This is a genomic window from Hymenobacter actinosclerus, from assembly GCF_900111515.1.
GTDB classification, from domain to species: domain Bacteria; phylum Bacteroidota; class Bacteroidia; order Cytophagales; family Hymenobacteraceae; genus Hymenobacter; species Hymenobacter actinosclerus.
Genome location: NZ_FOHS01000001.1, coordinates 935,420 through 959,400 on the forward strand (window position 1 = coordinate 935,420; position 23,981 = coordinate 959,400).

At 58.7% G+C, this 23,981-nt stretch carries 22 protein-coding genes; 17 read left to right on the top strand and 5 right to left on the bottom strand.

Annotated elements, in window-relative coordinates; translation table 11 throughout:
• Positions 1–68: 68 nt before the first annotated feature.
• The 5 genes from BMY67_RS19270 to rpsF all read right to left on the bottom strand — a co-directional run bounded on the left by BMY67_RS19270 (position 69) and on the right by rpsF (position 5,616).
• Positions 69–2,780, bottom strand: coding sequence for a GSCFA domain-containing protein (locus BMY67_RS19270; RefSeq protein WP_092768501.1), 2,712 nt, complete (start codon positions 2,778–2,780; stop codon positions 69–71).
• A 309-nt stretch (positions 2,781–3,089) separates the two neighbouring features.
• Entirely contained in the window at positions 3,090–4,340 is a 1,251-nt protein-coding gene (locus BMY67_RS18800) for a toxin-antitoxin system YwqK family antitoxin (protein ID WP_143069687.1), read from the bottom strand.
• Between the two features lie 102 nt (positions 4,341–4,442).
• Positions 4,443–4,886: a 50S ribosomal protein L9 gene (rplI, locus tag BMY67_RS04035; RefSeq protein WP_092768503.1), complete on the bottom strand. Its 444-nt coding sequence runs from the start codon at positions 4,884–4,886 to the stop codon at positions 4,443–4,445.
• A 96-nt stretch (positions 4,887–4,982) separates the two neighbouring features.
• Positions 4,983–5,234 carry a 30S ribosomal protein S18 gene (gene rpsR, locus BMY67_RS04040; RefSeq protein WP_019947036.1) on the bottom strand — a complete coding sequence of 84 codons (252 nt, stop codon included), beginning with the start codon at positions 5,232–5,234 and terminating at the stop codon, positions 4,983–4,985.
• Positions 5,235–5,244: 10 nt separating this feature from the next.
• On the bottom strand, positions 5,245–5,616 hold the full coding sequence (rpsF, locus tag BMY67_RS04045; RefSeq protein WP_092768505.1) for a 30S ribosomal protein S6: 372 nt from the start codon (positions 5,614–5,616) through the stop codon (positions 5,245–5,247).
• A gap of 388 nt (positions 5,617–6,004) precedes the next feature.
• Here rpsF and BMY67_RS04050 point away from each other — a divergent pair, with 388 nt between their 5' ends.
• The 17 genes from BMY67_RS04050 to BMY67_RS04130 all read left to right on the top strand — a co-directional run bounded on the left by BMY67_RS04050 (position 6,005) and on the right by BMY67_RS04130 (position 23,926).
• Entirely contained in the window at positions 6,005–7,360 is a 1,356-nt protein-coding gene (locus BMY67_RS04050; RefSeq protein WP_245744868.1) for a cytochrome c3 family protein, read from the top strand.
• A 164-nt stretch (positions 7,361–7,524) separates the two neighbouring features.
• Positions 7,525–10,554 carry a TAT-variant-translocated molybdopterin oxidoreductase gene (locus BMY67_RS04055; RefSeq protein WP_092768507.1) on the top strand — a complete coding sequence of 1,010 codons (3,030 nt, stop codon included), beginning with the start codon at positions 7,525–7,527 and terminating at the stop codon, positions 10,552–10,554.
• A gap of 112 nt (positions 10,555–10,666) precedes the next feature.
• Positions 10,667–12,121: an NrfD/PsrC family molybdoenzyme membrane anchor subunit gene (gene nrfD, locus BMY67_RS04060; protein WP_245744869.1), complete on the top strand. Its 1,455-nt coding sequence runs from the start codon at positions 10,667–10,669 to the stop codon at positions 12,119–12,121.
• Complete coding sequence (locus BMY67_RS04065; protein WP_092768510.1) at positions 12,114–12,638, top strand: DUF3341 domain-containing protein; 525 nt, start codon at positions 12,114–12,116, stop codon at positions 12,636–12,638. Before nrfD ends, BMY67_RS04065 begins: the two co-directional genes overlap by 8 nt.
• A gap of 2 nt (positions 12,639–12,640) precedes the next feature.
• Complete coding sequence (locus BMY67_RS04070) at positions 12,641–13,381, top strand: c-type cytochrome (RefSeq protein WP_245744870.1); 741 nt, start codon at positions 12,641–12,643, stop codon at positions 13,379–13,381.
• 9 nt (positions 13,382–13,390) lie between these two features.
• Positions 13,391–14,719, top strand: a complete 1,329-nt coding sequence (locus BMY67_RS04075) for a quinol:cytochrome C oxidoreductase (RefSeq protein WP_317040320.1) — start codon at positions 13,391–13,393, stop codon at positions 14,717–14,719.
• 95 nt (positions 14,720–14,814) lie between these two features.
• Positions 14,815–15,891: a cytochrome c oxidase subunit II gene (locus BMY67_RS04080; protein WP_092768514.1), complete on the top strand. Its 1,077-nt coding sequence runs from the start codon at positions 14,815–14,817 to the stop codon at positions 15,889–15,891.
• A gap of 24 nt (positions 15,892–15,915) precedes the next feature.
• A complete protein-coding gene (locus BMY67_RS04085; RefSeq protein ID WP_245744871.1) occupies positions 15,916–17,766 on the top strand; it encodes a cytochrome c oxidase subunit I in 1,851 nt (616 codons plus the stop codon).
• A 267-nt stretch (positions 17,767–18,033) separates the two neighbouring features.
• Entirely contained in the window at positions 18,034–19,116 is a 1,083-nt protein-coding gene (locus BMY67_RS04090) for a COX15/CtaA family protein (protein ID WP_092768516.1), read from the top strand.
• Positions 19,117–19,173: 57 nt separating this feature from the next.
• Complete coding sequence (gene cyoE, locus BMY67_RS04095; protein ID WP_092768518.1) at positions 19,174–20,025, top strand: heme o synthase; 852 nt, start codon at positions 19,174–19,176, stop codon at positions 20,023–20,025.
• Positions 20,026–20,186: 161 nt separating this feature from the next.
• Positions 20,187–20,774 (top strand): cytochrome c oxidase subunit 3, encoded by a 588-nt coding sequence (locus BMY67_RS04100; protein ID WP_092768520.1) that lies wholly within the window; start codon positions 20,187–20,189, stop codon positions 20,772–20,774.
• 25 nt (positions 20,775–20,799) lie between these two features.
• A complete protein-coding gene (locus BMY67_RS04105; protein ID WP_092768522.1) occupies positions 20,800–21,573 on the top strand; it encodes a cytochrome c oxidase subunit 3 in 774 nt (257 codons plus the stop codon).
• A 72-nt stretch (positions 21,574–21,645) separates the two neighbouring features.
• Positions 21,646–21,975, top strand: a complete 330-nt coding sequence (locus BMY67_RS04110) for a cytochrome C oxidase subunit IV family protein (RefSeq protein ID WP_092768524.1) — start codon at positions 21,646–21,648, stop codon at positions 21,973–21,975.
• A gap of 3 nt (positions 21,976–21,978) precedes the next feature.
• Positions 21,979–22,635: an SCO family protein gene (locus tag BMY67_RS04115; protein ID WP_092768526.1), complete on the top strand. Its 657-nt coding sequence runs from the start codon at positions 21,979–21,981 to the stop codon at positions 22,633–22,635.
• Positions 22,622–23,179: a DUF420 domain-containing protein gene (locus BMY67_RS04120; protein WP_092768528.1), complete on the top strand. Its 558-nt coding sequence runs from the start codon at positions 22,622–22,624 to the stop codon at positions 23,177–23,179. Before BMY67_RS04115 ends, BMY67_RS04120 begins: the two co-directional genes overlap by 14 nt.
• Positions 23,180–23,250: 71 nt before the next feature.
• Positions 23,251–23,526, top strand: coding sequence for a hypothetical protein (locus BMY67_RS04125; protein WP_092768530.1), 276 nt, complete (start codon positions 23,251–23,253; stop codon positions 23,524–23,526).
• Positions 23,513–23,926: a DUF983 domain-containing protein gene (locus BMY67_RS04130; RefSeq protein ID WP_245744872.1), complete on the top strand. Its 414-nt coding sequence runs from the start codon at positions 23,513–23,515 to the stop codon at positions 23,924–23,926. Before BMY67_RS04125 ends, BMY67_RS04130 begins: the two co-directional genes overlap by 14 nt.
• The last annotated feature ends 55 nt before the right edge of the window (positions 23,927–23,981 follow it).

Below are 23,981 nucleotides of genomic sequence, written 5' to 3' on the forward strand. Positions count from 1 at the left end.
ACGGATTGCGTTGCCGATCCAGTTCGCTTTAAAAACGAAACCCAGCCGGCTGGGCTGGGTTTCGTTTTCTAGTTGTCTTCCGGAGTTTCGGCCCCGGCCTTTTTGGCTGGTTTGGCCGCCGCCCTGCTCCGCGGCTTGGTCGGTGCCTTGGCCGGAGCCGCTGGAGCCTCCGACGCTGCCTCGGTATCGGTAGCAGCCGGTTTCGCAGCCGGTTTAGCTTTGGCCGGCGCTTTTTTAGCGGCGGGTTTTGCCTTCGCCTTTGGGGCGGGCTTGGCAGCCTCCGGTGCCTGAGCATCCGGCGTAGCAGCCGAAGCCGGCGCTGAAACGGCTGTTGGAGCTACAGCAGCGGCTTTTTCGGGCTTGGCGGCAGCCTTGGCCTTTGCGGGTGCTTTGGCTGCTGCTTTGGGCTTGGCCGCCGGCTTGCGGGCCGGCGCTTTGGCCGGCTCGGTCAAGGCAGTGGTAGATGGTTCGCTGGCGGCTTCCGTGGTTACCGCAACCGTGGCAGCAGCAGAGTCAGCAACCGCGGGCTTGGCCGCCGGCTTGCGGCGGGCCGGTTTGGCGGGAACTGCTTTCGTTGCTGCCGGTTCGGCAGCGGCTGGGGCAACCGGGAGGGCTTCGGCAGGTGCCGGAGCAGTTGCCGCCGCCGGCTCGTCTATCGGTTCCTGGTTGGTTTGGGCTTTTGATGGCCGCTTTCTGGCAGCCGGTTTTCTGTCAGCAGTGGCGGGGGGAGTTGTAGCGGCCGGTACAACCGTAGCCGCCGGGGTTGCCACAACCGGAGTCGGCAGCACTGCCTCTGTAGTAGCCGAAGGAGCGACAGCAGCTGCCTCCTGCGGTACCGGGGCGGCCTCGGTAGATGGGGTTATCGTTTCGGCGTCAACCGCGAACAGCGGCTGGCGACCGGGGCGGCCACCGTAGCGCGGGGCCTGCTCGCGCTTGCTGCCCCGGCGGTTGTTGCGGCTGCGGCGGGCTTCCGGCGTCGCTTCGTCCGCTTCCGGGGTGACCTGCTCGGCTTCGTCGGTGCTGGCTGGCGTGGCCGGGGTGCTGGCGGCCGTGGGCTGAGGCCGTGGCTGACGCAACTGGGCCTCCGTTACGTAAACCACTTCCGATGCCGGCTCATCGTCGGAGTCGGCAATATCAGTCGGCGCAGCGGGCCGCGCTTCATCGGGCAACGGCGCGGGCGCAGTGGCCACGGCGCTGGTTTCGGGCTGACCTTCGGAGCCGCTCTGCTCGGCGGCGAGGCGGGCGTGCTTGCGCTTGGTGCGCTTGGCGCCACCCCGCGAGCGGCGCTTCTTGCGCCGGGCCGCTTCCTCGGCCGTTTCCGGCTCGCCCGATGCCTCGTTTTCGGCACTTTCGTCGCTGTCATCTTCCGTCTCGTCGGTCAGGTCGGTAACGGTAGGCGAGTAGGCATGGTCGTAGGCCGAGTCGCCCGACACAGTCGTTTCGTCCGTATCGGTGTCTTCCGTTTCCGGTTCCGTGTCTTCGGCATCCTCCACCAGCAGGCCGGCCCCGGGCCGGATAAGGCTGGCCTGGGAGGTAAGCCGGGTTTTGGCAAATACCGCCCGGTTGATCTCCTTCTTCCCGTCCGGCTTCCTGCCCGCGTCCTGCTTGGGTGCGGCCGGCTCCGTAGCGGCCACAGCGTCCTGCTTGGGAGCAGCCGATTCCGTAGCGGCCACGGCCACCTGCGCGGCGGCTACGGGCTGCGCTTCGTCCAGCGCGGCCTGGTCGTCGAACGAGCCAATATCAATGCGCTCCTCACCGTCATCGTAAACCTCTTCCTCCACCGGAGCTGTGCTCCTGGGGTCGGGCAGGTTGGCCAGCTCGCGCTCTACGTGCAGCAGCTCCATGCGGACATCGGCCGTGCCGCCGAGCTTGCGCAGGCGCTCCAGGGTGCTTTCGAGGAAGGCGCGATGCTCGGGCGCCGCCGGGTGCAGCGGCTTATGGCCCAGGTTCTGGCGGATACCTTCCCACTCCTTCTTGAAGCGGCCGAAAGCGGCGTCGAAGTAGGTGCGGGTAAACTTCTCCCACACGTAGTTCTCGCCCGTTTCCGAGAGGTGCAGCATGTCGGAGGCGTAGAAGCGGTAGTCGCGCAAGTCGTCCATCAGCAGCTCGTAGGCCGGGAAGTACGTTACGTCGGGCAGCAGCTCGCTCAGGTAGTGGCAGGCCACGCGCAGCATGGCCTTGCTGGCCGAGTTGAGCACCAGCGTGTCCTTGAGGTGGCGCACCGGGCTTACCGTGAGCACAAACCGCAGCTTGGGGTTGATGCGCCGCAGATACGCATGGGTTTCGGCCACGGCCGCAATTATCTCGTCGGCCGTCAGCAGCTCCTTATCGAACTGGTCGGCCGGAATTTTATGGCAGTTGCTCACCAGCTCGCCGGTTTCGCGCAGGCGGTAAGCGTAGGCCGAGCCCAGCGTGAGCACCACCACATCGGCCGTGGCCAGAAACACGCCCACCTCGCGGGTGAGCTGCTGAATGTGTTGCAGCAGCTCGACCGGCGAATCGGCCCCGATTTCGGCGTGCAGGTCGTAGCTCTGCCAGCGGCCGCGGGCCTCCACCAGATGCTGCTGCCAGTCCATATCCTCGCCGGCCGCCGCGCGCAGCAGCTTGCAGGCCGAAAGGGGGTTGAACACGGTGCCAAACGGATTGACCAGCGTCGCGACCTTGAACTCGGTCAGGCGCACGCCGATGGAATCCGAAAAACAGGACCCCAGCGTGAGCACCCGGGCCGAAGGCGGAAGCTGGTGGGGGAGGGGCGTAAGCGGGATTTCAGTACGAAACATTGGGCTGGATAGGGCCCCGGAGTGGGCCGGCGGGCGGCAGACAACCAACCAAACGGCCCGCGCCCGGCCAAACGGGCCGGTCAGCGGGGCGCATCACTGATAACAGGACGCGGCTCAGTTGCTGCTTTGAAGATGGGAGAGAAACGCCGCCGGCCGCCCCGGAAAGGCAGCCGACTCAGCGGTTTTACGAACAAAGGTCGTAATAAGTGCTGCAGTATACGGCACGGCCAACAAAGAAAACGCCCGGCTGCCAAAGCAAACAATGCAAAAGCACATTGCGTCCTAGGCGGCTATCGGGGCTGCGAGGTATCAGGGGCGTCCACCAAGGTTAGTGGGGTAACCCTGGCGATGTTCCTCTGCCGGGGCGCCAGCAGCAGAAGGCGTGGTTGCCATTGTACGTAATTCTACCAGCACATTACCGCTTTTATTGAAAACTAATACGATAAATCCTCCTGCTACATAGTTACTCTGATAAGTGGCAGGAGTCCAGTGGGGCATTGCTTTAACTGCCTCCAGGACAACGCTTCTCAATGCAACGTCACTGCTAGTGGCTTCTTTAATATTTCCCGCTGAGTCAAGCTCACATCGCACTACAGTTTCAGATGGTAACCGCTGATACCAAGGCTGGCCGGAATAACGGGCTAGGCTGCGTCGTAGTTTCGCTGCATACTCAGGAAGCGATAATGGATTGGTTGGAAACCGTAGCCCGGCCATTAACTTTTGCTGCTGCTCAAAGTGCTGGCGGGTTTCGCAGGACAACCCTATGTCAAATATGTCAGCGAATTTGCTTGGGCTTTCCAATGCAAACACCATACGTGGGGCAGTTAATGCTGCATTACCATAAACCGGTTTAGTTGCCAGCCGCCCACTGCGAAATTTACCCTCTACAAAATTTTCGATGGTGAAGGGCTTTCTATTGTGCCGCTGCAAACTCTGCCACTGGCCGTTTGGCACACCATTCACTATTTCGCCCTGAAAAATAAGGTTATTGGTATTACGTTTCACCTTGCCCCCGGGCAAAGTTGTGTAAGAAGAGGCCAGCGTGCCTTCCCAGCTACCATTACCGTTGGCTACTCTCTGAGTCCCGGTAGAATCCCAGTAAGATTCTATTCGTAAGTGACCATCCGGCGAGAACTGCACCACTTGCCGAAGCTGTGCGTTATCATACCAGTAACGCCACTCTCCGGTCGGATTGCCTGCAACAAGCTGCCCGCGCAGTTCCATCGCGCCGTTGGCGTGAAATTGCTCTATAAGGCCGTTTGACCGGGCATTTTCATACTGCAGACGCATCGCTAAATGGCCGGTGTCCATCCAATAGTCAAGCACCTGGCCCTTGAAGTCACCGTCAGCCGTCAGACGGGTGTGGCGACGGATGCTAGCGCATTGGGGAGGGGTAAGTATATAATTCGTATCGTAGTATAGTATAACACTATCATCCTTTATTATACGGTAGCAATCTTTCAATTCTGCGCTTGTATACAATACAGGGGTTGACTTCAGATGCTGAGTCTTGGCTACAAAAGGTAGTGTAAGCAATAAAAGCAGTAGGGTAGAGCGCATACAGGCAAAAGCACGACGATTGGAGCCGGGAAGATAAACAAAACGCCCGGCTGCCAAAGCAACCGGGCGTTTCGTGGGCCTTGATGGGGTTTCTGCGGCAGCTTACTCAGCTACTACGTTGAAGCGAATCTTGTGCTTCACCTCGCGGTGCAGGTCGGCCGAAGCAGTGTACTCGCCTACCGACGTGGGGTCGGAGTCGAACGAGAGACGCTTGCGGTCTACCTCGATGCCCTTCGCCTTAAGGGCGTCGGACAGCTGTAGCGTGGTCACGCGGCCGAAAATCTTGCCGCTTTCGCCCACCTTGGCCGGAATGTCCAGTACCATGTCACCGATCTGGTCGGCCAGGCCCTGAGCATCGCCTTTCACCTTGTCAGCTTTGTGGGCTGCCTGGCGGACGTTTTCAGCTACGATTTTCTTGTTGGTTTTGTCGGCCAGTACGGCCAGGCCCTGGGGCATCAGGTAATTGCGGCCGTAGCCGGGCTTTACCGTCACGAGGTCGTTCTTGTAGCCGAGGCCCTTAACGTCGTCTTTGAGAAATACTTCCATGTCTTTTTTGAGTTGCTAGTTGTTAGTTGTCAGTTGTTAGATTCACAAGGCCTGCTTCAGCTAACAACTGACAACTAACAACTAAATATCAACAACTTATTTCAACGAGTCGGTTACGTAGGGCATCAGGGCCAGGTGGCGCGCCTTGGCAACGGCCTGGGCTACTTTACGCTGGAACTTGAGGCTGGTGCCGGTGATGCGACGGGGCAGAATGCGGCCCTGCTCGTTGACGAACTTCAGCAGGAAGTTCGGGTCTTTGTAGTCGACGTACTTGATGCCGGCCTTCTGGAAGCGGCAGTACTTCTTACGGGCGTCCTGCTTGTGCAGACGCTCGTTGGCGAGACTCATTTTACGTTGCTTAGCCAACTGCTTCGGACGTTTTAGGTTTGGGTTGATTCATTTCGCCTTTGCGACGACGGCCCGCGTACTCTACGGCGAACTTGTCGAGCACCGTGGTGAGGAAGCGGATAACGCGCTCATCGCGACGGAAGGCCAACTCCAGCACATCGACGATGTTGCCTTCGCCGGTGAACTCCACGAGGAAATAATACCCGGTGTTTTTTTTCTCGATCGGGTAGGCCAGCTTTTTCAGGCCCCACGATTCAAGGTTGATGATGTCGGCGCTATTTTCCTTAAGCACCTGCGAGAACTTCTCGACCGTCTCTTGCACCTGGCTCTCGTTCAACACGGGAGTCAGAATGAAGACCGTCTCGTAATTTCTTACTGCCATTACGACGGGGTGGAATGTGATGTGAAAAAATAAATGAGGTGCAAAGGTACGTTTTTATACCACAATAACCACCTATATAAAAGGGCTTTGCCTTAAAAGATTTGCGGCCTGCTATTTTGATGGAGCCTGCCCAAACCTTCTCCTTATAGTATAGGTTTTTCAACCGGAGAAAATTAGGCCTGGCGCAGCAGAGAGCCGCCAGCGCCGAACGATACGAGTAATAGCGCTTTAGGCCCTGCCGAAGCAGGGTAAAGGCGCATTTAGAATGAATCTAAGCTTGTTAGCAGGGGCGAAAATTAGCCTGTTCAGGTTTGTCGTCTGGCTTTCCCAAGCTACATTTGTGCCCTTGAAGCACCCCCGCGTTTCTTTTTTTTAGCTAATCTGTGCGATGGATAGCATCCGACTACGTTCCCTTCCCCGCCTCTTTCTCGCTCTGCTTCTGTTCTTTGTTAGCTTTGGCTATGCCACGGCCCAGGGAGAACAGCCAGCTGCCGGTGAGGTAGGCACTTCTAAAAACCCCAGCGAGGCCGGCGTAACGCCCGGTGGCGTAGCTGCTGCGGCTCCGGCCGCCGCCGCTGGCACCACCACCGGCGACCCCGCCGCCATTGCCGCCGGCGATGCGCTGTTCAAGTCCAACTGCGCCCAGTGCCACGCCGTCCATGAGGTGGTAGTAGGCCCGGCGCTGGCGGGCGTCAGCAAAAAGCACAACATGCCCTGGCTGATTTCCTGGATCAAGAACTCCAGCAAAATGGTAGCCAGCGGCGATGCGGAGGCCGTGAAAATCTTCAACGAGTACCAGAAGCAGCAGATGCCCAGCTTCCAGCTCTCGGATGCTGAAATCACCTCAATCATTGCTTACGTTGATGCTGAAACGGCCAAGCCTGCCGGTACTCCTACTGGTCTGACAGCTGATTCGGGCGGCAACACCGTCGTAGACGGCACGGCTGCGGCCAACGGCGACTCGGGCAGCGCCATGAACATCCTGCTGATTGTGCTGGTGGTGGTGCTGATTGTGCTGGTAGTAACGCTGGTGATTATCGCCAACATCATGAAGGATGTGCTGCGCGGCCGCAAGGACCTCGACGGCCGCGACCGGGAGCAGATCGAAGAGCGTTTCGACTACAGCCGCATCTACAAGTCGACGGCCGTGCGCGGCATCGTAGGCACCGTGTTCGTGCTGGCCGTGCTCTACGAAACCATTCAGGGTGCCATGGGCGTCGGCCTGAGCCAGGGCTACCAGCCTACCCAGCCCATTGCCTTCTCGCACAAGCTGCACGCCGGCGAAAACCAGATCAACTGTGCCTACTGCCACACTTCGGTGTACAAGGGCAAATCGGCCAACATTCCGTCGCCTAACATCTGCATGAACTGCCACTCGCAGATCAAGACGGAGTCGCCGGAAATCAAGAAAATCTACCGCGCCATCGAGCGCAAGCAGCCCATCCAGTGGGTGCGGATTCACAACATTCCGGACCTGGCCTACTTCAACCACTCCCAGCACACCCAGGTGGCTGGCCTAGAGTGCCAGACCTGCCACGGTCCGATTGAGAACATGGAAGTAGTGTACCAGTACTCGGCCCTGACCATGGGCTGGTGCATCAACTGCCACCGCGAGACGCCCCTCAATACTAAGGGCAACGGCTACTACGACAACCTCGTGAAGCTGCACGACTCGAAGAACGGCGCCGTACCCTTCACGGTATCGTCGAACGGCGGCACTGAGTGCTCGAAGTGCCACTACTAAGGGTTTAAGCGCCTGGGCTGTTCGGGTTTCTGTTTAGAAGTCTGCTCCCCGGCTGCGCTAGCCGACCAACACATAACTTCCCAAGTCAAGACAAGCACCATCCTGCGGACTGAAGGGCGTCGAATCCAAGACCCCGCCTCCGCAAGAGCCCAAGCCCCCAACAAATGCAAGAGTCGCCTAAGTACTGGAAGGGAATTGAGGAGCTGGAAAACTCACCGGAGTTCATCAAGAACGCCATGACGGAGTTTGCCGACTTCATGCCGGTAAAGGAAACGTATGGTTCGACGGACGCTTCGGTGGCCCCGCGCCGCGACTTTCTGAAGCTCATGGGCTTCGGACTGGCCGCCGCTACGCTGGCCAGCTGCGAGGCGCCCATTAAGAAGGCCATTCCCTACCTCAACAAGCCCGAAGAAGTTGATCCCAGCATCGCCAACTTCTACGCCTCCACGTTCTTCAACGGCCAGGATTACAACAGCGTACTGGTAAAAACCCGCGAGGGCCGGCCAATCAAGCTCGAGGGTAACCCGGAGTCGCCCATCACCCGTGGAGGCCTCTCGGCCCGCGCCCAGGCTTCGGTGCTGAGCCTCTACGACAATGCCCGCCTGCAGTTCTTCACCAAGAAGGGCCAGCGCATTGCCACCGACCAGCTCGACCAGGAAGTACGCGCCGCGCTGGCCGGTGCCGGCCGCGTGGCTATCGTGTCGCCGACCATCATCAGCCCCTCGACCAAGAAAGTCATCAACGAGTTTGCCACCCGCTTCGGTGGGGCCGAGCACGTGATGTACGATGTGAATTCGAGCTCGGCGCTGCTGCGCGCCAATGGCGGCGTACTGCCGGCCTACGATTTCAGCAAGGCCGATGTGATTGTGGGCCTCGATGCCGACTTCCTGGGTACCTGGATTTCGCCGGTTGAGTTTGCCCGCCAGTACGTGGAAAACCGCAAGGTGTCGCGCGAAAAGCGCACCATGTCGAAGCACTACCAGTTCGAAACCAACCTCTCGCTGACCGGCTCCAACGCCGACGTGCGCGAGTCGCTGAAGCCCTCGGCTATGGGCGCGGCTACGGCCGACCTGTATAACGCCGTAGTAGGAGGGGGCGCTGCCCCGGCTTCCAAGAAGCTGGCCGAAGCCGCTGCCGCGCTGCGTCAGGCCGGTTCGCGCGGCCTCGTCGTATCGGGCATTAACGACCCCGGTATTCAGACGCTGGTAGCCGCCATCAACAAGCAGCTGGGCTCAGCCGCCGTTGATACGGCTAACCCTTCGTTTGTCCGCCAGGGCGACGACGCCCGCATGGCCCGTCTGATCAAGGACATCGTCGGCGGCCAGATTGGCGCGGTGGTTTTCTACAACGCCAACCCCGTATACGACCACCCAATGGGGGCCGAGCTAGGCAAGGCGCTGGCGACCGGCAAGGTGAAAACGAGCATCTCGCTCAATGACCGCCTCGACGAAACCGGCAAACTCTGCCTGTACGCCGCTCCCGACCACCACTTCCTGGAATCGTGGAACGACTACGAGCCCAAGCGCGGCTACCTGAGCCTGGCTCAGCCGGTGATTACGCCGCTGTTCGCCACCCGCCAGGCGCAGGATTCGCTCCTGACCTGGGCTGGTAACCCCACTACTTACTACAACTACCTGCGCCAGCAGTGGCAGGGAGTACTGGGCAGCGCCGGCTTCGTGAAGGCCTGGGACAAGGCCGTGCACGACGGCGTAGCCCGCGGCTCGGCTCTGCCCGCCCCGGCCGCGCAGCTCGAACCTGCCATGGATGTGAACAGCGCCATGAGCGCCGTCCGCGCCAACAAGGGCGGTGGCATCGAGCTGGCCATTTACGAGAAAGTGGGTCTTGGCAACGGCACTCAGGCCAACAACCCCTGGCTGCAGGAACTGCCCGACCCGATTTCGAAGGCTACCTGGGGCAACTACGTAACTGTAACCCGTGCCTACGCCATCGAGCAGAAGCTGGAGCAGGGCGACGTTGTGAAAGTGACGGCCAATGGCCAGAGCATTCAGCTGCCCGTCCTGATTCAACCCGGCCAGGCCGCCGGTACCATTGGCATTGCCCTGGGCTACGGCCGCGAGGCGGCCGGCAAAGTGGCCGACCAGATTGGTGCCAACGTGCTGCCGCTGGCTACCATGCGCAACGGTGCCATCAGCTACACCACTGCGGTGCAGATTGAGAAGACCGGCACCCAGTCGCCAATTGCCCAGACCCAGACCCACCATACCATCATGGACCGGGAAGAGGTAGTGCAGGTGGCTTCGCTTAAAGAGTACCAGGCCGACCCCAAGAAGGTAACAGAGTACGTAAAGATCCTCACCCCTGAAGGCCTGGAAGCACCCCAGAAGGTGTCGCTGTGGCAGGATTACGAGTACAAGAACCACCACTGGGGCATGGCCATCGACCTCAACTCCTGCATCGGCTGCGGCTCGTGCGTAGTTGGTTGTCAGGCCGAGAACAACGTGGCCGTAGTAGGCAAGCAGGAAGTGATCAACCGCCGCGAGATGCACTGGATGCGGATTGACCGCTACTACAGCTCCGATGCCACCCGCGAGGATTTCGAAACCAAGGGCAAGCTCGACACCTACGCGGCCATGGAAGATCCGTCGGCCAACCCGTCGGTGGTGTTCCAGCCCCTCATGTGCCAGCACTGTAACCACGCGCCCTGCGAAACGGTGTGCCCGGTACTGGCCACTACCCACAGCTCGGAAGGTCTCAACCAGATGACCTACAACCGTTGCGTGGGTACCCGCTACTGCGCCAACAACTGCCCTTACAAGGTGCGTCGCTTCAACTGGTTCTCGTACTACTCCAACGAGAAGTTCGAAACCGTGAACGGCCACATGTTCACCGATCTGGGCCGCATGGTCCTCAACCCCGATGTAACGGTACGGGCCCGCGGCGTGATGGAGAAGTGCTCCATGTGCGTGCAGCGGATTCAGCTCGGCAAGCTCGAGGCCAAGAAGGAAAAGCGTCGTCCGAAGGATGGCGAAATCGTCTCGGCCTGCGCGCAGTCGTGCCCCACCCAGGCCATCGTGTTCGGCGATATGCGCGACCCCGAGTCGCGCCTCTCGCAGCTGTTGCGCCGCGAGGATGGTGAGCGGGCTTTCCATGCCCTGAGCTCCATCAACGTGCAGCCCAACATCACGTACCTGACCAAGATCCGCAACACGGACCAACTTGATTTCAACGTTTAATCTCGGTGCTTAGCTTGTTGGGGATTTAGGGAGTTGGTTTTTAGCGCCAGTTCGCCCGCCACGAAGCCAAGTCCCCGAGTCCCTGAAGCCCCAACAACCAAATTCAACCACTATGCAGCACGTATCACCTGTACGGGAGCCGCTCGTTACCGGGGGGAAAACGTACCACGACGTTACCCAGGACGTGTGCCGCCAGGTAGAAGCCGCCCCGAATATTCGGTGGATGGCCGCCCTGAGCGTCGCCCTTCTCCTCCTCGGCGTCTTCTTCTATTCCGTTTACCGCACGCTGTGGTACGGCATCGGCGAATGGGGCCTTAACAAAACCATCGGCTGGGCCTGGGACATCACCAACTTCGTGTGGTGGGTGGGTATCGGTCACGCCGGCACCCTGATTTCGGCCGTACTGCTGCTGTTCCGTCAGAAGTGGCGGACCTCCATCAACCGCGCCGCCGAAGCCATGACCATCTTCGCCGTAATCTGTGCGGCTATGTTTCCGGTACTGCACATGGGTCGTCCGTGGCTGGCCTACTGGGTATTCCCGCTGCAGAACACGTTTGGCTCGCTGTGGGTGAACTTCAACTCGCCGCTGCTCTGGGACGTGTTCGCCATCTCGACCTACTTCACCGTGTCGCTGGTGTTCTGGTACACGGGTCTGGTACCCGACTTCGCTACCATCCGCGACCGGGCGAAGGGGCCCATTGCCAAAGTAGCCTACTCGATGCTCAGCATGGGCTGGAAAGGCTCGGCCAAGCACTGGAGCCGCTACGAAACGGTTTCGCTGATTCTGGCCGGTGTTTCGACGCCGCTGGTACTGTCGGTACACACCATCGTATCGATGGACTTTGCTACCTCGGTTGTACCGGGCTGGCACACCACCATCTTCCCGCCCTACTTCGTGGCCGGTGCTATCTTCTCGGGCTTCGCCATGGTACTGACGCTGATGCTCATTACCCGGGTTGTGTTCAAGCTGGAAGACTACATCACCATCGAGCACATCGCCCTCATGAATAAAATCATGATGATCACGGGCTCGATTGTAGGTGTGGCTTACATCACCGAGTTCTTCATCGCCTGGTATTCGCAGGTAGAATACGAGTCGTACGCCTTTATCAACCGCGCTACCGGTCCTTACTGGTGGGCTTACGCGGCCATGATGACCTGCAACGTAATTACGCCGCAGCTGGTGTGGTTCCGCCGGGTGCGCTACAGCATCCCGCTCACGTTCATCCTCTCGATTATCGTGAACATCGGTATGTGGTTCGAGCGTTTCGTAATTATCGTAACCTCGCTGCACCGCGACTACCTGCCCTCCTCGTGGGCCATGTTCTCGCCGACTATCATCGACATCGGCATTTACGTGGGTACGATAGGCCTGTTCTTCACCCTGTTCCTGCTGTTTGCCAAGTTCTTCCCGGTTATCAACATGGCCGAAGTGAAGGCAGTGCTCAAGTACACGGTCGACAACGGCCCGACCTACACCGGTCACGACCCGCACCACGCCCCTCAACCCGTAACCACTCACGGAGTGCCTGCCTCGGCCCCGGTAAACTACGATAAGCATGACTAAGCGCTTCGCTCTCGGTATTTTCGACGACGAGGACGTGCTGCTGCACGCCGTGGAAAACGTACGGGAAGCCGGCGTTAAAATCTACGAAGTCTTCACCCCGTTCCCCATCCACGGCATCGACGATGCTATGGGCATTGAACGGTCGCGCCTGCCTATTGCCGCCTTCTTCTTCGGCCTGACGGGTCTGGCTTTCGCCCTCTGGCTACAGATCTACACGCTGGGCTTCGACTGGCCGATGATTATCGGCGGCAAGCCGCACATTGCGCTGCCAGCCTTTATCCCGGTAGCCTTCGAACTGACCGTGCTCTTCTGCTGCCACGGCATGGTCATTACCTTCTACGCCATCAGCAAACTCTACCCGCGCTGGAAAACGCCAGTGCTGGATGTGCGCTCGACCGACGACAAGTTCGTGATGGCCATTGAGGTAAACGAGAACACCGATATGAACAAGCTCACGCAGATTCTGCGCGAGAACGGCGCATCGGAGGTCAACCAAAAAGAAATGTCCAAGTTCTAATGATGCACTCGCTGAAAATATCGCTGCAGGCGTCGGCGGTGCTGCTGGCCGCAACGCTGGCTACCGGCTGTAATCAAGCCAACGATCCGGGCCTGGAGTACGCTCCTGAGATGTACTCGTCTATCCCTTATGAGCCGCTGAGCCAGGTTGGTGCCAATCACATCAACCCAATGGGCATCAACGAGCGCACTCCGGCCGTAGGCACCATCCCGCGCGGCAAGCTGGCCTATTACACCCACATCGCCAAAGATGATGTGGCTACCGCCGAGGCTACCCTGAAGAATCCTTACGCCTACACCAAGGCGCATCTGGAGGAAGGCAAGGTACTTTACTCGCGCAACTGCCAGCACTGCCACGGTGAGCAGGGCGACGGTCAGGGCCCGGTAGGTATCAAGTTCAAGGGTGTGCCCAACTATTCGGCTGGCGCTTATAAAAACCAGAACGACGGTCACATTGTCCATGTAATTCAGTGGGGCCGTAACCGCATGATGCCGCACGGCTCGCAGGTGAACCCCGAGGAGCGCTGGAAGATTGCCATGTATGTGCGGGCATTGCAGCTCGGCAAGGGCCCCGATGGGCTGGCAGATATGGTGCAGGTTGGCAGCGCCAACGCCAACGTGCCCACGGCCGACTCGACTATGACGTCGGGACAGATGAAAACGAACCCTACCAAGGCTGGCTCAAACGAAATGTCGAAGAACCCCGGTGCGGGCGACCCGGCACGGAACGGCGAAGCTATTTAACCCCCTGCTATGGCAACTCTGACGCATCAGGAAAGCGTTACGGCGGAATACCTGGAGGTAACACCGGGCGCCCGTAAGACCTTTATGCTTATTATCATTGCCGGCGTAGCCGTGCTGATTCTGGGCGTTATCCTCTCGATGCTGGGCATCGGGAGCCACCATGAGGCGGCCGAAGGCGCTGCAGCTGCCCATGGTGCGGCTGCGGCCCACGGTGGTGCGGAGCACCATGGCAGCGCGCCCTGGCTCAAGCGTATTATTATCAGCCTGTGGCACAATAACGTGTTCTTCACGGGCGTGTCGGCTATTGGCACCGTGTTCATGGCCATCCAGTACGTGGCCTACGCGGGTTGGTCGGTAGTCGTGAAGCGCATCAACGAAGCCCTGAGCGCCTGGCTGATTCCTGGTCTGGTAATCATGCTGGTTGCTTTTGGCCTCAACTTCCTCAACCACGACCTGTTCCACTGGACCCTACCCGGGATCATGGAAAAGGGTAACGCTAACTACGACGCCATTGTCGCCGGTAAGTCGGGCTTTCTGAACATTCCGTTCTACCTGATTCGCACGGTTCTGTACCTGGGCCTGTGGATTTTCTTCACCAAGCGCCTGCGCGACCTGTCGCTGGCCGAGGACCTGCAGGGCGGCACCACGTTCTTCCACAAGAGCATCAATGTGTCGGCTGCTTTCCTGGTGGTTTACGCCGTAACCTCGTCGATGGCGGCCTGGGACTGGGTGATGTCGGTTGACGTGCACTGGTTCTCGACTATGTTTGGCTGGTACGTATTCGCCTCGTGGTGGGTATCGGGTATCGCGGCCGTTACGCTGTGTGCTATCCTGCTCAAGCAGGCCGGCTACCTGCCGCTGCTCAAGCCCGACCACCTGCACGACCTCGGCAAGTTCATGTTCGGCTTCAGCATTTTCTGGACCTACGTATGGTTCTCGCAGTTCATGCTGATCTGGTACGCCAACCTTCCCGAAGAAGCTGTGTACTTCAACCAGCGTCTGGGCGGCTTCAACGGGCAGTACACCTGGCTGTTCTTCGCCAACCTGGCTATCAACTTCGTCTTCCCCTTCCTGGTGATGATGACCCGCGATGCCAAGCGCCAGATGATCATGCTCAAAATCGTGAGCATCGCCATTCTGGTAGGCCACTGGTCCGACTTTTATTTGATGTTCATGCCCGGAACGATGAAGGGCGATAACGGGTTTATTATCGAGATTGGTATCGCGTTGATTTTCCTCGGTTGCTTCCTGATTTTGATGACCAAGCGCCTGGCGCAGGCTTCGCTGACTCCGGTACATCATCCCTTCCTCGACGAGAGCGTTCATCATACTACCTAATTTCAGATTTGAGTACTAAGAAGTGAGAAGTTAGACCTGACGGGATAACGAACCCTCACCTCTCATATCTCACCTCTCACTTCTAGATTTCGCTAATGACTACTCTGAGCATTATTCTGGTTCTGGCGTTGTTGCTGGTCGTATTCGGCCTGTTGTTTCGCCTCCAGATTCTGACTTCCATCTTCTCGGGCAGCTCTAATCGGGAAGTTGGCGTCAGCAACCGCGTGAATGCCATTCTGTGCCTGGTTTTCCTGGTAGTAGGTGGCGCTTGGTTTGCCTGGTCGTTCGTTGAGAACTTCGACAAGATGAACCCGCCGATTGCCTCCGTGCACGGCTTGGCCACCGACAAAATGTTCTGGGGTTCCATGAGCATCTTGGGTGTTGCCTTCGTGCTGACGCAGGTGCTGCTGTTCTGGTACTCCTACAAGTACCAGCACAAGGACAACCGCCGGGCTTTCTTCTTCCCGCACAACAACAAGATTGAGATTATCTGGACCCTGATTCCGGCCATCGTAATGGCGGCCCTGGTGTTTGCCGGCTGGAAAGAGTGGAGCCGCATCACCGGCCCCGCCCCAAAGGATGCAGTAGTGCTGGAGATAATGGGCAAGCAGTTCAACTGGCTGGTTCGTTACCCCGGCCGCGACCAGAAGCTGGGCATGGTTAACTACCGCCTGATTGATGCCACCAACGAGTTCGGGTTCGATCTAAGCGACCAGAACGGCATTGATGATTTCACGGCCGGCGAAATCCACATCCCTAAGGGCCACCCGGTGCTGTTGCGCATTCGTTCGCGCGACGTATTGCACGCGGTGTACATGCCTCACTTCCGGGTACAGATGTACGCCGTACCGGGCATGCCGACCAAGTTCTGGTTCACGCCTACCAAGACGACCGATGAGATGCGCGCCCAGACGGGCAACCCCGCTTTCAACTACGAGCTGGCCTGCAACCAGATCTGCGGCCGTGGTCACTTCGCCATGAAGATGAACATCATCGTGGATGAGCCGGACGATTACGTAGCCTGGTTTGCCAAGCAGGAGTCCTTCTCGTCGCAGAACCCGGAAGTATTGGCCAGCTTCAAACAGAAGTCGAATAAATTGGTTGAGAAAGCACCGGTCGCTCCGGGAGCCGCTGCGGTGGTGACTCCTACTGCTGCCAAGGCTTCGCTTTAAACATTTTTACTGCACGTTTTACCTATGGCAGCTAACTTTCCCACGCAAGAGCAGGTGCAGGGTGGCATCGGGGCAACCGAACCGGGCCACGACCACGCGCACCATGACGAGCACCACGAGCAGGGTTTCCTGTCGAAATACGTATTCAGCACCGACCACAAAGTAATTGCCAAGCAGTTCCTGATTTCGGGTATCTTCTGGGCTATTATCGGCGGCACGCTCTCCAGCCTGTTCCGTCTGCAACTGGGCTGGCCCGAGTCGACTCTGGAGTGGCTCACGCCGCTGCTGGGCAAATGGATTGAGGCAGGTAAGCTGAACCCCGAATTCTATCTGGCTCTGGTTACTATGCACGGCACTATCATGGTGTTCTTCGTGCTGACGGCCGGCCTGTCGGGTACGTTCTCCAACTTCCTGATTCCGCTGCAAATTGGCGCCCGCGACATGGCTTCGGGCTTCATGAACATGCTCTCGTACTGGTTCTTCTTTGTTTCCAGCGTGATTATGTTCGCCTCGCTGTTCCTGGAAACCGGACCTGCCGCTGCTGGCTGGACAATCTACCCGCCGCTGTCGGCACTACCCCAGGCCATTCCGGGCTCGGGTGCTGGCCAGACGCTCTGGCTGGTTTCGCTGGCACTGTTCATTGTTTCGCAGTTGCTGGGCGGTGTAAACTACATCACCACGGTTATCAACCTGCGTACCCAGGGCATGAGCATGAGCAAGCTCCCGCTCACCATCTGGGCCTTCTTCCTGACGGCGGTACTGGGTCTGCTCTCGTTTCCGGTGCTGTTCTCGGCTGCCCTGCTGCTGATCTTCGACCGTTCTTTCGGTACGTCGTTCTTCCTTTCCGATATCTACATTGCCGGTCAGGCCCTGCCTAACACCGGTGGTTCGCCCATCCTGTTCCAGCACTTGTTCTGGTTCCTGGGTCACCCCGAGGTATACATCGTGATTCTGCCCGCTATGGGTATGGTGTCGGAAATTCTGGCTACCAACGCCCGTAAGCCTATCTTCGGCTACCGCGCCATGATTGGCTCGCTGCTCGGCATCTCGCTGCTTTCGTTCGTTGTGTGGGCTCACCACATGTTCGTAACCGGCATGAACCCCTTCCTTGGTTCGGTGTTCATGTTCCTGACGCTAATTATTGCCGTGCCTTCGGCAGTGAAGACTTTCAACTGGCTGGCTACAATCTGGCGCGGTAACATCCGCTTTACCACGGCCATGCTGTTCTCCATTGGCTTCGTATCGTTGTTCATTGCCGGTGGCCTGACGGGTATCGTGCTTGGTAACGCCGCCCTCGATATCCAGCTGCACAACACCTACTTCGTAGTAGCTCACTTCCACTTGGTAATGGGTTCGTCGGCTTTCTTTGGCCTGTGGGCTGGTGTTTACCACTGGTTCCCGAAGATGTTCGGGCGCATGATGGACGAGAAGCTGGGCTACCTGCACTTCTGGCTGACCTTCATCGGGGTGTACCTGGTGTTCCTGCCGATGCACTACGTAGGTATTGCCGGCTTCCCCCGCCGCTACTACGCCTGGACTGGTTTCGATACCTTCAGCCAGTTCGCTGACCTGAACAAATTTATCTCGGTAGCTGCCATTGTGGCCTTCCTGGGTCAGTTTATCTTCATCTTCAACTTCTTCTACAGCATCTGGCGCGGCCGTCGGGCCACCGAGAACCCCTGGAACTCGAACACGCTGGAGTGGACGACGCCGGTAATCCCCGGCCACGGCAACTGGCCCGGCGACATTCCGGCCGTACACCGCTGGCCTTACGATTACAGCAAGCCCGGTGCCGAGCAGGACTTCATCCCGCAGAACGTACCCTACTCGCAGACGCAGTCGTCTAACCTGCCCTACGAGAAGGAAATGGAATAGTCGCCGTTTGGCGCAAGCACACAGGAGCAGGCCGCCGTACCAACGGCGGCCTGTTTTTTTGCTCCTCAGCAAGCAAGAGCCACTTCGCTATAAGAGGCTTAATAAGGTAGTTTTGAGGAAGCAATCTGCCGTTTTAATGGTTGTACAAGCAGGGGAGGAGTACCGGGGAAATTGCCCTGCATAGCGGGGTAGTTATCCGGTTGGAATCCGCACCTGCGCTCATCAAAGCTGGGCATCAATGGCCAGCCGCCAACAGTTTCTGAACTCATGGTAATTCCAGCTTTCGTTCGCCGCTTTCGGTTCGTGGGTATTCTGACCGTTGCGGCCGTTTACGTCCTGATTCTGATTGGCGGTATTGTGCGCAGTACCGGCTCCGGTATGGGCTGCCCCGACTGGCCCAAGTGTTTCGGTACCTGGGTACCGCCCACCAACGTCAGCCAGCTACCAGCTAACTACAAGGAAATTTACACGGCCCAGCGCGTTGCCAAGAACAAGAAGCTGGCAACCAAGCTCGAGAGCCTGGGTTTCCACCAGGTGGCGGGCGACATTTTCGCTCACCCTTCGCAGTACATCGAAACCGATTTCAACCCGGTAAAAACCTGGATTGAGTACGTCAACCGTTTGGTGGGCGCGCTGATTGGGGTGTTTGTTTTTGCTACGGTGCTCTTCGCCTTGCCGTACTGGCGGCGCGACCGGCCGGTGTTCTGGCTGGCGCTGGCCTCGTTTCTGCTCACCGGCGTGCAGGGCTGGCTGGGCTCGTTGGTGGTTTCCACCAACCTGCTGCCCATTATGGTAACGGTGCACATGGGGCTGGCCCTCGTGATTGTGGGGCTGTTGCTGTACGCCGTTATTCGCTCGCAGCGGCCCGGGGGCGTGGCCGAGGAGTGGGTGCGGCCTGTGCCGGGCCTGAAGCTGGTGCTGGCCGTAGCGGTGCTGTTTACCTTTGTTCAGATTGTGCTGGGCACGCAGGTGCGCGAGGAAGTGGACTTGCTGGCCTCCGCCAGCCACTACCTCGGCCGGGCTGGCTGGATAGATCAGCTGGGGCTCACCTTCAAGGTGCACCGCTCGTTTTCTATCCTGATACTGCTGCTGAACGCTTACCTCGTGTACCGGCTGTATACGCTGCCCTCGCGGGGGCTGCACCGCTTAGCTATGGCCATTATAGTGCTGATAGGGGCCGAGATTGTGGCGGGCATCACGCTGGCTTATTTCGCCTTCCCGGCCTTCGCCCAACCCATTCACCTTACCCTGGCCACCGTGCTGTTCGGGGCGCAGTTTCAGGCCCTGGTAGTGTATAACCGGGCCACGAAGATGCAGCCGCAGGCGGCTACTCCGGCCGTTGTTGCGTAACTTTGCAGCCCCGTTGGGCGGCGGTTCTTTGCCGCGTATTCTGTTTTTCTCCCGTTAATGAGTAAGGCTAAGGCGTACTTCCAGTTGATTAAGTTCCGGCTGGCCCTCACGGTGGCTTTCTCCAGCGCCATTGGCTACCTGCTGGGGGCCAACGAGCTGCACTGGGGGCGGGCGCTGCTGGTGATGTTGGGCGGGCTGGCCGTTACGGGAGCCGCTAACACCATCAACCAGATTTTTGAAATCGACCTCGACCGCCAGATGAAGCGTACGGCCGAGCGGCCGCTGCCTCTGGGAATCCTCAGTCCGCTCGAAGCCTGGGGTTTTACGTTCGTGCTGGGTGGGGCCGGGCTGGCGCTGCTGGCGCTGCTGTTCAACCCGCTGTCGGCGGCCCTGGCGCTGCTGTCGCTGATCCTGTACGGGTTTGTGTACACGCCGCTTAAAACCATTTCGCCTATTTGCGTGGCCGTGGGCGCCATTCCGGGCGGCCTGCCGCCGCTGATTGGCTGGGTGGCCGCTACCGGCTTCCTGGGTTTGCAGGGCTGGATTCTGTTCGGCATTCAGTTTATGTGGCAGTTCCCGCACTTCTGGGCTATTGCCTGGGTGCTGGATGATGACTACAAGAAGGCTGGTTTCAAGATGCTGCCCTCGCCCGGCAAGAAGGATCTGCGCACCGCCTTCCAGATAATGACCTACACGCTGGTGCTTATTCCGCTCAGCCTGCTGCCTTTCTACTTCGGCATGACCGGCACCGTGTACCCCATGGTGGCGGCCGTGTGCGGGGTGCTGTTCCTGATGCAGACGTTCTACCTGATGCGGACTGTGAGCAAAAAAGCCGCCATGAGCATCATGTTCGGCTCCTTCCTGTATCTGCCCATCGTCCAGATTGCGCTGGTGCTCGATAAAATGTAATTCCTGCTTAAGAAGTGAGATTTGAAACATAAGAAGTGAGACAAAAGGCCTCTCGCTTATGTTAAAAACCAGTACGCTCCCGGTCCGGCAACGCCAGCATAGCATGGCCGGCAAGGAGCGTCCGTCTCACTTCTCCTATCTCACTTCTCATTCCTAAAAATATGCTTGCTAACGAAGCCTTGAATACCAAGGAGCCGGCCACCGGAATACATCCGACCCGGTTTCTGCTCATGCTGATGATGGTCAGCATTTTCATGATTTTTGCCGCCTACACCAGTGCCTACATTGTGCGGCGCAACGAGGGCAACTGGCTTGAGTTCGATTTGCCGGCCGGTTTCCTCTACACCACCATTCTGCTGGTACTAAGCTCGGCCACGGTGCAGTGGGCCTGGCTGGCCGCGCGCCGCAACGACCTGCGGCAGGTGCGGCTGGCGCTGGTGCTCACCTTCGGGCTGGGCCTGGCATTTCTGGTGGGCCAGTGGCTGCTGTGGGGCCAGCTGATCGACCAGCGCGTGTTTTTTGCGGGCACCGATTCCAACCCTTCCGGCTCATTTCTGTATGTATTAACCGGAGTGCACGGTTTTCACCTGATTACCGGGCTTATCTTTCTGCTGATTGTGGTGCGGAAAAGCTTTAAGTATCAGGTGCATTCCCGCGAAATGCTCTCTATTGGTAACGTTACTATCTACTGGCACTTCCTGGGCGTACTTTGGTTGTACCTGTATTTGTTCTTACTTTTGAACCACTAGATTGTTGTAAAATCCCCCGCACGCTATGTCCACCATTTCCCCGACGACGCAGGCAATCCCCGACTCCGCCCTGGACAAGCCGCGCACCGGCACCTGGGACGGCGGCAACGAGCCCCTGAATGCCAGCTATGGTAAGCTGATGATGTGGTTCTTCCTGCTGTCGGACGCCTTCACGTTCGCTGCCTTCCTGACCACTTACGGCCTCATTCGCCACAAGTACCTGGCCTACACCGGCTCGGCCGAGGCGTTCAAGTTTTCGACGGCCTACTGGCCCATTCCGGAGAAGGTATTCAACTCCTTCCCTGGCCTGCATGGCGTCGATCTGCCGCTGGCTTTCGTGGCCCTGATGACGATGATTCTCATCTTCTCGTCGGTAACGATGGTACTGGCCGTAGAAGCCGGTCAGCGCTTCGACAAGCAGGATGTGCAGAAATGGCTGCTCTGGACGATTCTGTTCGGTACCATTTTCGTAAGCTGCCAGGCCTGGGAGTGGAGCCACTTCATCACCGGCACCGATGAGGGCACGCTGATGAACGACGGCACGGTGTTCCATGGCGCCAACCTAGCCGTGAACCAGTACGGACCGGTGCTGTTTGCCGACCTGTTCTTTTTTATCACCGGTTTCCACGGCACGCACGTATTCTCGGGCATCTGCCTGCTGATCTACTGCTTCATTGCCACCACCAACGGCACGTTCGAGAAGCGCGGCCACTACGAGATGGTGGAAAAGATTGGCCTGTACTGGCACTTTGTGGATCTGGTGTGGGTGTTCGTCTTCACCTTCTTCTACTTGGTTTAATTTTCCTGACCCGGTCGCCGACTGGTACCCTTAGGGACTACCAGTCGGCGGCCGCGTTTTTCCTCTCTACTCATGGCTAACCACACCACCCAACTACCGGCCCATCCCGGCGAGATTCCGAAGCCCAACACGGCCTGGATCTGGAAAACCTTCTGGGTTATTACGGCCATTACGGCGCTGGAATTCCTGATTGCCTTCACGATGCCTTCGAGCACGTTCCGCAATTCGATTTTCATCATCCTGACCATCTTCAAGGCCTTCTTCATTGTGGCCGAGTTCATGCACCTCAAGCATGAAACCAAGGGGCTGATCTGGACGATTATGATTCCGATGGGCCTGCTGATCTGGCTGCTGGTGGCTCTTATTACCGAAGGCAACGCCATCCATAGCGCCATCTTCTAACTCATGCGGCCCCAACAAGTTCTGCTGTTGGGCCTGATGTTGCTGGTACCGGTCCTGGCTTTTCTGTTTCTGAAAAGCTTCGGCACCAACCGTTACGCGCTGCCTTTTTACTTGCCCGAACGCGTCGATTCGACGTTGGTGGCCGGAAAATGGCAGCGCGATACTGTTTTCCACCAACTCGGCTCGTTTCAGCTGCGCGAGGGCGCGGGCGGCCGCGAAGTGTCGGAGCAGGAACTGCGGGCCCAGGGGCTGTACGTGCTGAGCACGCTGCCGCCAAACTGCCCCCCACAGTGCCAGCGCCAGACGGCCCAGCTGGTCCGGGTGCAGGAGAAGTTCCGGCAGGAGGCCCGGGTGCGGCTGGCCTCAGTACTCATCAGCCCCGACTCGGTGACGGCCGCCGCTGGCTATGCCGAGCAGGCGGGCGCCATTGCCGGCAAATGGTTTTTTCTGACCGGAAACGAAAGCGCGGTGACGCGGTTGTTAGAGCAGGAGCTGCGTCTGCCGTCCTTCGCGGCGGCGGCCGGCGCTTATCCCCTGGTAGTGCAGCTCGTCGACCGCGACGGGTATGTGCGCGGCCGCTACGACGGAACCAGTGAGCGGGATATGAACCGGCTCATCACCGAAATCGACGTATTACTGTATATCTATGACCACCCCTGACCCTGTTGTTAACCCTGCCGGTACGGCCAAGTACAAGCTGCTGGCCGCGGTATTGGGCGCCGCGGTGCCCCTGGCTGTGGCGGGGCTGTACTACTTTCCCGGTGTCTTTACCATTCCGGGCCTGAATGTAAAGGCCCTGCCCGCCGTGAATGCCGTGCTTAACTCGCTCACGGCCGTATGCCTGATGCTGGGCTACTACTTCATCCGGCGCAAGCAGGTGGCCCGGCACCGCGCCATGATGGGACTGGCGTTTCTGCTGGGCTCGTTGTTTCTGGTGTCGTACGTGGCGTACCACTCGCAGGTCGCCAGCGTTAGTTTCGGGGGCCAGGGGCTGATTCGGGGAGTCTACTTCTTCCTATTGCTGACCCACATTGTACTGGCCGCCGTTACCGTGGGTTTGGTGCTGTTTACGCTGTATTTCGCCCTTACCGAGCAGTTTCAGAAGCACCGCCGCATTGCCCGCTGGACCTATCCGGTGTGGTTGTACGTATCGGTAACGGGCGTGATAGTGTACCTCATGATTTCGCCCTACTACACCTCGTAGAAGTTGCCGCGGCCGAACCTTCGGGGCCCGGTTTGCGGTTATCAAGAAAACCCGCTTAACCCCTTTTCGCCATGAAAAAACTTGCCATAACGGGGCTACTTGCCCTGCTCGTAACCCTGCTGCTGAGCGTGCTGGTACCGGAACCCGCCCAGGCCCAGTGCACGCTGTGCAAAACCCAGCTGGTAGCAGGGGGTAAGGACAAGGACAGCTACGACACGACCGGCCTCAACAAGGGCATCGTGTACCTGATGACCATTCCGTACATTCTGATTGGCAGCGTGGGCTTTTTCTGGTACCGCCACACGCATCAGCAGAAAAAGAAAAAGGCGGCTGATGACCGACTCTAGCACATACCCCGCTCCGGCCGGCTCGACGCTGATGGGCATTCTGCAGCAGCGCTGCCCGCGCTGCCGCCGGGGCCCGCTGTTCACGCACTCGGCGCTCAACCTGGCGCATTTCACCGAAATGCCAACCAACTGCCCGGTATGCAACCAGGTTTACGAGCCCGAGCCGGGCTTTTACTGGGGCGCCATGTACATCAGTTTCGGCTTCTCGACGGGCATGATGCTGGTTATTGGCTTTCTGGTGTACCACCTGCTCGGCGACCCCGATACGTGGGTGTACGTAACGGCCGTAGCCGTTATAGCCGTGCTGATGACGCCCTTCAACCTGCGCTACTCCCGCACCCTGATGATTTACACGTTTGGCGGGGTGGATTACGACCCCCGCTACGCCGCCGGTACCTGATACTTTGGGCAGGGTAGGACACCCGTTTAAGCAACTGAAAAAAGCGCCGCCTTCG

Bases quoted from the DNA above. Each gene is read 5' to 3' on its own strand.
- BMY67_RS19270 (WP_092768501.1), bottom strand. From the start codon at position 2,780: ATGTTTCGTACTGAAATCCCGCTTACGCCCCTCCCCCACCAGCTTCCG.
- BMY67_RS18800 (WP_143069687.1), bottom strand. From the start codon at position 4,340: ATGCGCTCTACCCTACTGCTTTTATTGCTTACACTACCTTTTGTAGCC.
- rplI (WP_092768503.1), bottom strand. From the start codon at position 4,886: ATGGAAGTATTTCTCAAAGACGACGTTAAGGGCCTCGGCTACAAGAAC.
- rpsR (WP_019947036.1), bottom strand. From the start codon at position 5,234: ATGAGTCTCGCCAACGAGCGTCTGCACAAGCAGGACGCCCGTAAGAAG.
- rpsF (WP_092768505.1), bottom strand. From the start codon at position 5,616: ATGGCAGTAAGAAATTACGAGACGGTCTTCATTCTGACTCCCGTGTTG.
- BMY67_RS04050 (WP_245744868.1), top strand. From the start codon at position 6,005: ATGGATAGCATCCGACTACGTTCCCTTCCCCGCCTCTTTCTCGCTCTG.
- BMY67_RS04055 (WP_092768507.1), top strand. From the start codon at position 7,525: ATGCAAGAGTCGCCTAAGTACTGGAAGGGAATTGAGGAGCTGGAAAAC.
- nrfD (WP_245744869.1), top strand. From the start codon at position 10,667: ATGCAGCACGTATCACCTGTACGGGAGCCGCTCGTTACCGGGGGGAAA.
- BMY67_RS04065 (WP_092768510.1), top strand. From the start codon at position 12,114: ATGACTAAGCGCTTCGCTCTCGGTATTTTCGACGACGAGGACGTGCTG.
- BMY67_RS04070 (WP_245744870.1), top strand. From the start codon at position 12,641: ATGCACTCGCTGAAAATATCGCTGCAGGCGTCGGCGGTGCTGCTGGCC.
- BMY67_RS04075 (WP_317040320.1), top strand. From the start codon at position 13,391: ATGGCAACTCTGACGCATCAGGAAAGCGTTACGGCGGAATACCTGGAG.
- BMY67_RS04080 (WP_092768514.1), top strand. From the start codon at position 14,815: ATGACTACTCTGAGCATTATTCTGGTTCTGGCGTTGTTGCTGGTCGTA.
- BMY67_RS04085 (WP_245744871.1), top strand. From the start codon at position 15,916: ATGGCAGCTAACTTTCCCACGCAAGAGCAGGTGCAGGGTGGCATCGGG.
- BMY67_RS04090 (WP_092768516.1), top strand. From the start codon at position 18,034: ATGGTAATTCCAGCTTTCGTTCGCCGCTTTCGGTTCGTGGGTATTCTG.
- cyoE (WP_092768518.1), top strand. From the start codon at position 19,174: ATGAGTAAGGCTAAGGCGTACTTCCAGTTGATTAAGTTCCGGCTGGCC.
- BMY67_RS04100 (WP_092768520.1), top strand. From the start codon at position 20,187: ATGCTTGCTAACGAAGCCTTGAATACCAAGGAGCCGGCCACCGGAATA.
- BMY67_RS04105 (WP_092768522.1), top strand. From the start codon at position 20,800: ATGTCCACCATTTCCCCGACGACGCAGGCAATCCCCGACTCCGCCCTG.
- BMY67_RS04110 (WP_092768524.1), top strand. From the start codon at position 21,646: ATGGCTAACCACACCACCCAACTACCGGCCCATCCCGGCGAGATTCCG.
- BMY67_RS04115 (WP_092768526.1), top strand. From the start codon at position 21,979: ATGCGGCCCCAACAAGTTCTGCTGTTGGGCCTGATGTTGCTGGTACCG.
- BMY67_RS04120 (WP_092768528.1), top strand. From the start codon at position 22,622: ATGACCACCCCTGACCCTGTTGTTAACCCTGCCGGTACGGCCAAGTAC.
- BMY67_RS04125 (WP_092768530.1), top strand. From the start codon at position 23,251: ATGAAAAAACTTGCCATAACGGGGCTACTTGCCCTGCTCGTAACCCTG.
- BMY67_RS04130 (WP_245744872.1), top strand. From the start codon at position 23,513: ATGACCGACTCTAGCACATACCCCGCTCCGGCCGGCTCGACGCTGATG.